2 protein-coding genes and 1 pseudogene are annotated in these 1,512 nt (G+C 66.7%); all 3 read right to left on the bottom strand.

Translation table 11 applies throughout. The features are described from left to right. The coding region (locus JHD07_RS39610) for a hypothetical protein (RefSeq protein ID WP_291632068.1) at positions 1-327 on the bottom strand (327 nt) is incomplete at its 3' end. A 38-nt stretch (positions 328-365) separates the two neighbouring features. Beyond that, entirely contained in the window at positions 366-1,031 is a 666-nt protein-coding gene (locus tag JHD07_RS39605; RefSeq protein WP_291632067.1) for a type II secretion system protein, read from the bottom strand. A gap of 59 nt (positions 1,032-1,090) precedes the next feature. Continuing rightward, positions 1,091-1,512, bottom strand: a pseudogene (locus JHD07_RS39600) (beta-eliminating lyase-related protein); the annotation flags it as partial.

The raw sequence follows: 1,512 nt of genomic DNA, 5'->3' as shown, positions 1-1,512 counted from the left end.
GGTCGGATCGCCACCCTTGAGGAATGTCGTCCACCCCGCTTGGGCGACGAGTTGCGTGACCGACTGCACGCCATCGACGTTGGTGATCCGGCGGATCTCAGCCCCCGCACCGAAACCGGCGGAATAGATCGTGCCGCCGTTGGCCCCGGTGGGGTCGTAGCCGAAGGTGGCGAGGGCCGCCGAGCCGGCGACGGCGTTCGCCGATGGCACGACGACCGTGACCACGTCTTGGGCCGTGGCGGCAGCCGGGAGCACGTTCCAAGACACCGCGAGCACTCCCAGCCATGCGCAACAATGCCCACGTGCGGCGAGGGAAGATGGCGTCATGCGAGCATTCCGTGAAGGTTTGGGTGCCATTCGGCGGATCATTGTTGGCCGCTGTCGAAGAACTGGGTGTGGCCGTCGAGATAGAGAGCGTTGTAGCCGGCCGGCCCCAGGGCGAAGCCGCGATGCGGCTCGACTCGCTTTGCCGTCGGGATCGAGTATCCGCTGAACGGGCCGCGGAAACCAGACAGGCCCGGAGAGAGCGTCGAGTTATCCCATACGAAAAGACTCGTCGCCTGGTTGGCGGGGTTTTTCTTCTTCAGGGCGCTGGCGATGCTAAACGCATAGGTGTTGCGGTAGGCCCGCCGTTCGTCTGGGTGGCTCGGGCAGATCCAGATGCCGCTCTCGATAGGAAGCAGATCGAGCGTGGCATAGACGGCCTCAAGGCCGTAGACCTCGGGGATCGCCTGCGGATCGTTGGGCGTCCGCAGCCCCGGCGCCATGCGGTAGGAGAAGTTGCCGGTCTTGTCGGCGTCGGGGAAGAAGCCCCGGCGGGCGTCTCGATAGAGGTGGGTGATCAGGCCGAGTTGCCGGAGACTGTTGGAGCAGGTCAGCAGCCGCGCTCGTTCCCGCGTAAACTCCACAGCCGTAAGGAGCAGTCCGAGCAGGACGGCGATGATCGCCACCACCACCAGGAGCTCGACGAGGGAAAAACCCTTCTGCGGGCGGCACCACCGGATTACACCGGATCGCGCCGGGGTGGTCATGACAACCGGCTGGGGCGCCGCGGCCCGCTGCGGCGTTGGTCGTGGCCCGTCCATGCCCGTCAGTTCCCTGCGGTGTCCGCGGCCCTGGCGTCGGCCAGCAATGTGTCGACGGCGGCGTCGGCCGTCGCCCATGAGCACATGAAGCGATAGCCCCCCGAACCGATGAAGTTGTAGAACTTCCACCCCTTGGTCCGCAACGCGGCGGCGATTCCGTCGGGCAGTCGCGCGAATACCGCGTTCGCCTGCCGGTTGCCGAGGACCTCGACGCCGGAAATCTCGCGAAAGCCGCGTTCCAGCCGGGCTGCGGCCGCGTTGGCCCGCATGGCGTTGGTGAGCCAGCCACCGTTCTCGAGCAGGCCCACCCAGGGCGCGGAGAGGTAGCGCATCTTCGAGGCCAGTTGGCCGGCCTGCTTGCACCGGTAGGCAAACTCGTCGGCGAGCGGCTTATTGAAGAGCACGACGGCCTCGCCCACCCCCATCC

This window comes from Bradyrhizobium sp., from assembly GCF_016462955.1.
GTDB lineage: Bacteria > Pseudomonadota > Alphaproteobacteria > Rhizobiales > Xanthobacteraceae > Bradyrhizobium.
The sequence above is the reverse complement of the archived record's forward strand: the minus strand, read 5'-3'. Positions and strand labels throughout refer to the sequence as shown.

What these genes read in the sequence shown, in the direction of transcription:
- JHD07_RS39605 (WP_291632067.1), bottom strand. Translation starts at nt 1,031, where the DNA reads ATGACCACCCCGGCGCGATCCGGTGTAATCCGGTGGTGCCGCCCGCAG.